Here is a 7818-nt window from a genome sequence, read left to right on the forward strand (position 1 = left end):
ACACTTCCCCCCATGTCCACCACCTCCACGGGGGCGTCCGCGCAGGCGCCCGCCGCACCGAAGAGCGCGCTCGACCGGTTCTTCAAGATCTCCGAGCGCGGGTCGACCGTCGGGACCGAGATCCGGGGCGGCCTCGTCACCTTCTTCACGATGAGCTACATCATCGTGCTCAACCCGCTGATCATCGGCACCGTGCAGGACGGCACGGGCAGCTTCCTCGGGGGCGGCTCCGAGCCGAACATCCCGATGATCGCGGCGACCACGGCGCTGGTCGCAGGCGTCATGTCGATCCTCATGGGCGTGGTGGCCAACTTCCCGCTGGCGCTCGCGGCGGGCCTCGGGCTGAACGCCGTCGTGACGTACTCGATCGCCTCGCTGCCCGACATGACGTGGGCCGACGCGATGGGCATCGTCGTGCTCGAGGGCCTGATCATCCTGGTCCTCGTGCTCACCGGCTTCCGCGAGGCCGTGTTCCGCGCCGTGCCCATGGAGCTGAAGACCGCGATCAGCGTCGGCATCGGCCTGTTCATCGCGTTCATCGGCCTGTTCGACGCCGGCTTCGTGCGCATCCCGTTCAGCCAGGCGACGCCCGTGGAGCTCGGCATCGGCGGGTCGCTCGGCAGCTGGCCGCTGCTGGTCTTCGTGGTCGGCCTGTTCCTCGCGATCATCCTCATGGCCCGCAAGGTGCACGGCGCCATCCTCATCGCGATCATCGCGTCGACGGTGCTGGCCGTCGTGGTCGAGGCCGTCGCGGGGATCGGCGCCCGGTCCGCCGACAACGCCGGTGGCTGGTCGCTGGCCGTCCCGGCGCTGCCCGACTCGATCGTCGCGACCCCCGACTTCTCCCTGCTCGGGCAGTTCTCGCTGTTCGGGTCGATCGAGAAGATCGGCATCGTCGCCGTCGTCCTGCTGGTGTTCTCGGTGATGATCGCCGACTTCTTCGACACGATGGGCACGATGGTCGCCGTCGGCGGCGAGGCCGGCCTGCTGGACGAGAAGGGCAACCCGCCGCGCACCCGCCAGATCCTGGTCGTCGACTCCCTGGCGGCCGCCGCCGGCGGTGCGGCGTCCGTCTCCTCCAACACCAGCTACGTCGAGTCGGCCGCCGGTGTCGGCGACGGCGCGCGCACCGGCCTGGCGTCCGTCACCACGGGTGTGGCGTTCCTGCTCGCGACGTTCCTCGCCCCGCTGGTCGGCATGGTGCCGTTCGAGGCCGCCACCCCGGCGCTGGTCGTCGTCGGCTTCCTCATGGTCATGCAGGTGTCGGGCATCGACTGGAAGAACTTCGAGGTCGCCGTCCCCGCGTTCCTCACCATCGTGCTCATGCCGTTCTCGTACTCGATCACGGTCGGCATCGGCGCGGGCGTCATCTCGTTCATCGTCATCAAGCTGGCACTCGGCAAGCTGCGCCAGGTGCACCCGCTGATGTGGGTCGCCGGCGCGCTGTTCGTCGTGTACTTCCTCATCGGCCCGATCAAGGACCTGCTGGGCGTCTGACGCGCCGGTAGGTTCGACCCGACCACCACCGGCGGGAGGACCCATGCGCGTCTCGGTCATCGGCTGCGGCTACCTCGGCGCGGTGCACGCGGCGAGCATGGCGGAGCTCGGGCACACCGTCGTGGGCGTCGACGTCGACAAGGCCAAGGTCGAGAAGCTCGCCGCCGGGACGGCCCCGTTCTACGAGCCGGGGCTGCCCGAGCTGCTCACCTCGGTGCGGGACGCGGGACGGCTGACCTTCACCACCGACCCCGCGGAGGCCGCCGGCGCACGGGTGCACTTCCTGTGCGTCGGCACCCCGCAGCGGCACGGCGAGCTCCGGGCGGACCTGACCTACGTCGAGGACGCGTTCGCCGCGCTGCTGCCGCACGTCCGGCCCGGTGACCTGGTGGTGGGGAAGTCCACCGTCCCGGTGGGCACCGCCGAGTCGCTGGCCGAGCGGCTGGCGCCCACCGGCGCGACCCTCGTGTGGAACCCGGAGTTCCTGCGCGAGGGCTTCGCCGTGCACGACACGCTGCACCCCGACCGGCTCGTCTACGGCCTGCCGACGGACCCGGGCGGGGTGCCCACCGAGGCCGGTGCGGCCGCGCGGGCGGTGCTCGACGAGGTCTACGCGGCTGCGCTCGCCGAGGGCACGCCGCTGGTCGTCACCGACTACGCCACAGCGCAGCTCGTCAAGGTCGCCGCGAACTCGTTCCTGGCGACCAAGATCTCCTTCATCAACGCGATGGCCGAGCTCTGCGAGGCGACCGGTGCCGACGTCACCGGCCTCGCGGACGCCATCGGCTACGACGACCGGATCGGGCGCCGATTCCTCAACGCCGGCCTGGGCTTCGGCGGCGGCTGCCTGCCCAAGGACATCCGCGCGTTCATGGCCCGCGCCGGGGAGCTCGGCGTCGACGAGGCGCTCACGTTCCTGCGGGAGGTCGACGCGATCAACATGCGGCGGCGCGTCCGGATGGTCGACCTGGCCCGCGAGGTGTGCCACGGGTCGATCGTCGGGCGGAACGTCGCGGTGCTGGGTGCCGCGTTCAAGCCCGACTCCGACGACGTGCGGGACTCGCCCGCCCTGTCGGTCGCCGGCCAGATGCAGCTGCAGGGCGCCCAGGTCCGGGTCACCGACCCCCGGGCCGTCGACAACGCCCGCGCGGCGTGGCCGGGCCTCGTGTTCACGCCGACCGTCGAGGAGGCCGTCGAGGGCGCGGACGTCGTGCTCCTGGCGACCGAGTGGGCCGAGTACCGCGACCTGGACCCGCACGCCCTGGCGGGCCTGGTCCGGGAGCGCCGGATCCTCGACGGCCGCAACGTCCTGGACCCGCCGCGCTGGCGCGCCGCGGGCTGGACGTACCGCGCCCTGGGCCGCCCCTGACCCGGCCCCGCCCGCGCGAGTGGCGAGTCGGCGAGGCGTCCACAGGGACCGGGGCCGTGTGGCGTCCACAGGGAGCGGGTGGTGCGGGGGCGTCCGGCGGCGCGCGGGTGCGACCGTGCGGCATGTCGACCCGGCCCGCGCCCGTGCCTCAGCCGCTCGTCCACCGGGCGTTCCGCACGGCCGACGGCGCGGCGCTCGGACTGACCGCGGGCCGGATGCGTTCCTCCGACCTGGCCGCGCCGCACCGGGGCGTGCGCGTGGCCGGACCACCGGCCGCCGATCTGGAGGGCAGGTGCCGGGCGCTGCTGCCCCTGCTCCCGCCCGGGGCCCGCTTCACGCACGTGACGGCCCTGGCACTGGTCGGCGTCGAGCCGCCCTGGAGCCTGAAGGACGACGACAGGCTGCACGTCGAGGTGAGCACGACCGCGACGCGTCCGAGGATCCGCGGAGTCGTCACCCACCGGATCCCGGGCGCCGTTCCGCTCCTGCACCTACGCGGGCTGCCCGTGCTCCGACCGGAGCTCGCCTGGACGCGCACCGCGGACCGGCTGGCACACACCGAGCTCGTGGTGCTCGCGGACGGACTGTGCCGCCGGAAGCGGCCGGTGACCACGCCGGAACGCCTCGCGCAGGTGGTCGCAACGCTCCCCGCCGGGACGCGTGGTGTGCGGCTGCTGCGAGGGGCGGCCGCGTCGTGCGGGGCGGGGACCGACTCGGTCATGGAGACCCGGACGCGTCTGGCGCTCGACTCGGCGGGGATCCGGTGCGAGGTGAACCGCGCTGTGCGCGACGAGCAGGGGCGGTTCATCGCGATGCCAGACCTCTCGGACCCGGTGCTCCGCGTCGCGATCGAGTACGACGGCGACGTGCACCGGACCGACCGGCGGACGTGGCAGCGTGACGTCGCCCGCCGCCAGGCGCTCGAGGCGGCCGGCTGGCGCGTGGTCACGCTCACGGCCGGTGACGTCCTGGGAGCCGACGACCGGTGGATCTCGTGGGTCGCCGCGGCACGTACCGCGCAGTCCCGCGTCGCATCGCGCTCGTCGAGAGGGCAATAGATGTCTCGATGCGGGCGCCGATGGGCGCACCTACTGCCCACTCGGCGCCGGACGTCCGCGGGGGAGGCGGCCGGGACGGCGGGGGAGCGGGCTCCGGGCGTGTCGTTAGCGTAGGTAATGAGTTAGGGTAAGGACATGTCCCTCGTCGCCGATGCCCGGCCCCTCGCGCTCGCCGGGGAGCTGCGCGTCGCGCTGGCGAAGTCGACCCGGCGGATCCGGTCCCGGCGCGGGGCCGCCGACCTGCCGGACCCGCAGTTCAACGTGCTCGCGATCCTGCTCCGCGAGGGCCCCCTCACCCCCGGGGCGCTCGCGGAGGCCGAGCACGTGCAGCCGCCGTCGATGACCCGCACCGTGAACACCCTGGTCGGGCTCGGGTTCGTCGCGAAGTCGGAGCACCCGACGGACGGGCGGCAGGTCGTCGTGAGCCTCACGGGCGCGGGGGAGGCCGAGGTCCGCGAGACCCGCCGCCGCCGCGACGCCTGGCTCGCCGACCAGCTCCGCACGCTCACCCCCGAGGAACGCCGGACCCTCGCGCAGGCCGCCGTGCTGCTGCGCCGGATCGCGGCAGGATGAGGCCGCCCGCATGAGCTCCACCTTCGCCTCGCTGACGTACCCGAACTACCGGCTGTGGTTCGGCGGTGCGCTCGTCGCCAACATCGGCACCTGGATGCAGCGCGTCGCGCAGGACTGGCTGGTGCTGACCGTCCTGTCCGACGACTCCGGCCTGGCGGTCGGCATCACGACGGCGCTGCAGTTCCTCCCGACGCTGCTGCTGTCCGCGTGGGCGGGCGTGCTCGCCGACCGGGTGAACCGCCGCAAGCTGCTGATGCTCACGCAGGGCGGGATGGGGCTGCTGGCGTTCGGGCTCGGGGTGCTGGTCCTGTCCGGGAACGCGCAGCTCTGGCACGTGTACCTGTTCGCGCTGGGGCTCGGCGCCGTCGCGGCGCTCGACCAGCCGGTGCGGCAGACGTTCGTCGCGGAGCTCGTGCCCGCCGGCCGGCTGTCCAACGCGGTGGGCCTGAACAGCACGTCGTTCAACGCCGCGCGGCTGATCGGCCCCGGGCTGGCGGGCCTGCTGATCGCCGCGGTGGGTACCGGCTGGGTGTTCGTCATCAACGGGGTGTCGTTCGCGGCGACGATCCTGGCGCTGCTGCTCATGCGGACCTCGGAGCTGCGCCCGATGCCGGTCGCACCGCGCGCGAAGGGGCAGATCCGCGAGGGCGTCCGGTACGTCCGGGGCCGCAGCGACATCCTCGTCATCATGGTCGTGATCTGCGTGGTGTCGACCTTCGGGCTGAACTTCCAGATGACGAGCGCGCTGATGGCCCGGGCCGAGTTCGGCAAGGGCGCGGGGGAGTACGGGATCCTCGGGTCGGTGCTGGCGATCGGGTCGCTCGCGGGCGCGCTGCTGGCCGCCCGGCGCGAGCGGCCCCGGGTGCGGCTGGTGATCGGTGCGGCGTTCGCGTTCGGGGTGGCGACGGGCGTGCAGGCGCTGATGCCGACGTACACGTCCTACGCGATCGCGTGCATCCCGGTGGGCCTCGCGTCGCTGACGATGATGACCGCCGCGAACACCACCATCCAGATGTCGACCGACCCCGCCGTCCGCGGGCGCGTCATGTCGCTGTACATGATCGTCATGCTCGGGGCGACGCCGGTCGGGTCGCCGATCGTCGGCTGGATCGGCGAGACGTTCGGCGCGCGCTGGTCCATCGGCATCGGGTCGATCACGGCGCTGCTGGTGTCCACGCTCGCGGCGCTCTGGGCCAGGAAGCACTGGAACGTGCAGGTCCGCTACCGCGTCCGCACCCGCCCGCACCTCGAGGTGCTGCACCCCGACGTGCCGAACCCCCGCCGGAGCGGCGTGGACCAGGTCGCGGCACGCGAGGCGGCCGACGCGGCGCTGTGACCGCCGGACGCTCTCGCCGCCGGGACGCTCGGGGCGCCACCGGCGCCGGGTGAACTTCGCCCCTCGACCCGTGTCCGAATTGTCCGGTATGTGACGATCGAACGATGGCGATCCGACGGCGGCTCCTCATCGCGGTGGCGGTGCTGCTCGGCGGTGTGCTGCTGGCCGGCGGGTGGCTGACGTTCCGCGTGGTGCAGGCCGCCGGGGCCGCCCGGGACCTCCAGGCCGCGGCCGACGGCGCGCGCCCGGAGGCGGAGGCGCTCGACGTGGCGGCCCTCCGCGCGCGGCTGCCTGCCCTGCAGGACGCCGCGGCCCGCGTTTCCGACGCCGCCGACGACCCGGTGTGGCGGGTCGCGCAGCACCTGCCGTTCGTGGGGGACGACCTCGCGGCCGTGTCGGCGGTCGCGACGGCAGCCGACGACCTCACCCACGACGCGGCCCCGGAGCTCCTGGACGCGCTGGATGCGCTCACCGCGCCGGCAGGGGCCGCGGACGCCGGGCGCACGGTCCCGGACGGCTGGGTCGACGTCGCGCCGCTGGCCGCGGCCGCTCCCGCTGCGGCCCGCGCCGCCGAGGTCGTCGACGACCTGGCCGCGGACCTCGCGCCGATCGACCCCGACGGGCTCACCGCCCCGCTCGCCGACCCGGTGCGGGACCTGCGCGACGCGCTCGACGCCTCCGCGGGGAGCCGGGCCACCCTGGCGGACCTCGCCGCGGCCCTGCCGTCGATGCTCGGCGCCGACGGCCCGCGCACCTACCTGCTGCTGTCGCTGAACCCCGCGGAGCTGCGCGCGCAGGGCGGCATCGTCGGGGCGGTCGCCGTGCTGCAGGCGCGGGACGGGGCGGTCGGGCTGGTCGGGCAGCGCAGCACAGCCGACCTGCCCGAGCTGCCGGCGAGCGCCCTGCCGCTGACCGACGACGAGCTCGCGCTGTTCGGCGACCGGCTCGGGCGCTGGGTGCAGGACACGGTCCAGACGCCGGACTACCCGCGCGCGGCCGAGCTGGCGTCGGCGTTCTGGGTCGCCTCGACGGGGCAGCCGGTCGACGGGGTGCTCGCCACCGACCCGACGGTCGTCGCCGACCTGCTCGCCACGACCGGGCGGACGGTGCAGGCCGACGGCGAGGAGCTCGGCGGCGACGACCTGCTGCAGGCGCTGCTGCGCGACGCCTACCTGGCCTACGGGGACCCGCGCGCGGGCGACCTCTTCTACGCGCAGGTCGCCACGTCGGTGTTCGCGGTGCTGCGGGACGCCGCCGCCGACCCGGCGACGGCGCGTGCCGCGGTGACGGTCGCGACGGACGCGGTGGCCGCCCGCCGGGTCGCCCTGTGGTCCGCGCGGCCCGACGAGCAGGCCCGGCTCGCGGCGTCGTCGGTGGGCGGGGCGTTCCTGAGCGGCGACGCCCCCACGGCCACCGGGAGCGTGGGGCAGGCGGTAGGCGTGTTCCTCGACGACGGCACCGCCGGCAAGCTCGACTACGACCTCACGGCGACGGTGACCATCACGATGACCGGGTGCGGGACGCCGCGGGCGGCGGCGCGGGTGGACGTCACGCTCGACTACCACCCGCCGGGCGACGTCGCCGGGCTCCCGGCGCAGGTGGTCGGCGACGGCGGGTCCGGGCTGCCCGCCGGGTGGCTCGCGACGAACGTGTCGTTCTACTCGGCACGCGACGGGCGCCTGGGAGAGGTCCGGCGGGGCGACGCGGTGGTCGGCGGGCAGACCGCGAGCACCGCGCGGCGGGACGTCGCGGTGCTGACGTCGCGCCTCGCCCCCGCGACCGCCGAGGTGTACTCGGTGACCGTGCCCGCCCCCGACGGCGCGCTGACCGTGTGGACGACGCCGACCCTCACGGGCCCGGGCGTGGTCACGGGGGAGTGCCCGCCCGCACCCTGAGGCGCCGCCGCCCTGCGCCGCAGGCCGCAGGCCGCCGCCCGCCGCCCGCGGCCCGTCGAGATGACAGTGCGCGCCTGCGTCGCCGTCCGG

Annotated in this window: 6 protein-coding genes; all 6 read left to right on the forward strand. The window is 74.6% G+C overall.

Translation table 11 applies throughout. The annotated features are described in order from the left end of the window. Positions 1 to 12 precede the first annotated feature (12 nt). The 6 genes from KJP73_RS10175 to KJP73_RS10200 all read left to right on the forward strand — a co-directional run bounded on the left by KJP73_RS10175 (position 13) and on the right by KJP73_RS10200 (position 7728). Positions 13 to 1497, forward strand: coding sequence for an NCS2 family permease (locus tag KJP73_RS10175; protein WP_213282741.1), 1485 nt, complete (start codon positions 13 to 15; stop codon positions 1495 to 1497). A 43-nt stretch (positions 1498 to 1540) separates the two neighbouring features. Next, positions 1541 to 2866 (forward strand): UDP-glucose dehydrogenase family protein, encoded by a 1326-nt coding sequence (locus KJP73_RS10180; protein WP_213282742.1) that lies wholly within the window; start codon positions 1541 to 1543, stop codon positions 2864 to 2866. 122 nt (positions 2867 to 2988) lie between these two features. Further along, on the forward strand, positions 2989 to 3924 hold the full coding sequence (locus tag KJP73_RS10185) for a hypothetical protein (protein WP_213282743.1): 936 nt from the start codon (positions 2989 to 2991) through the stop codon (positions 3922 to 3924). A gap of 135 nt (positions 3925 to 4059) precedes the next feature. Next, entirely contained in the window at positions 4060 to 4497 is a 438-nt protein-coding gene (locus KJP73_RS10190) for a MarR family winged helix-turn-helix transcriptional regulator (protein ID WP_213282744.1), read from the forward strand. 10 nt (positions 4498 to 4507) lie between these two features. Next, positions 4508 to 5833, forward strand: coding sequence for an MFS transporter (locus KJP73_RS10195; RefSeq protein WP_213282745.1), 1326 nt, complete (start codon positions 4508 to 4510; stop codon positions 5831 to 5833). Between the two features lie 104 nt (positions 5834 to 5937). Next, complete coding sequence (locus KJP73_RS10200; protein ID WP_213282746.1) at positions 5938 to 7728, forward strand: DUF4012 domain-containing protein; 1791 nt, start codon at positions 5938 to 5940, stop codon at positions 7726 to 7728. The last annotated feature ends 90 nt before the right edge of the window (positions 7729 to 7818 follow it).

This window comes from Cellulomonas hominis (assembly GCF_901521055.1).
Taxonomy (GTDB): Bacteria; Actinomycetota; Actinomycetes; order Actinomycetales; family Cellulomonadaceae; genus Cellulomonas; species Cellulomonas endometrii.

Coding starts and splice junctions, on each gene's coding strand:
- KJP73_RS10185 (WP_213282743.1), top strand. CDS start 2,989: ATGTCGACCCGGCCCGCGCCCGTGCCTCAGCCGCTCGTCCACCGGGCG.
- KJP73_RS10180 (WP_213282742.1), top strand. CDS start 1,541: ATGCGCGTCTCGGTCATCGGCTGCGGCTACCTCGGCGCGGTGCACGCG.
- KJP73_RS10175 (WP_213282741.1), top strand. CDS start 13: ATGTCCACCACCTCCACGGGGGCGTCCGCGCAGGCGCCCGCCGCACCG.
- KJP73_RS10195 (WP_213282745.1), top strand. CDS start 4,508: ATGAGCTCCACCTTCGCCTCGCTGACGTACCCGAACTACCGGCTGTGG.
- KJP73_RS10200 (WP_213282746.1), top strand. CDS start 5,938: ATGGCGATCCGACGGCGGCTCCTCATCGCGGTGGCGGTGCTGCTCGGC.
- KJP73_RS10190 (WP_213282744.1), top strand. CDS start 4,060: ATGTCCCTCGTCGCCGATGCCCGGCCCCTCGCGCTCGCCGGGGAGCTG.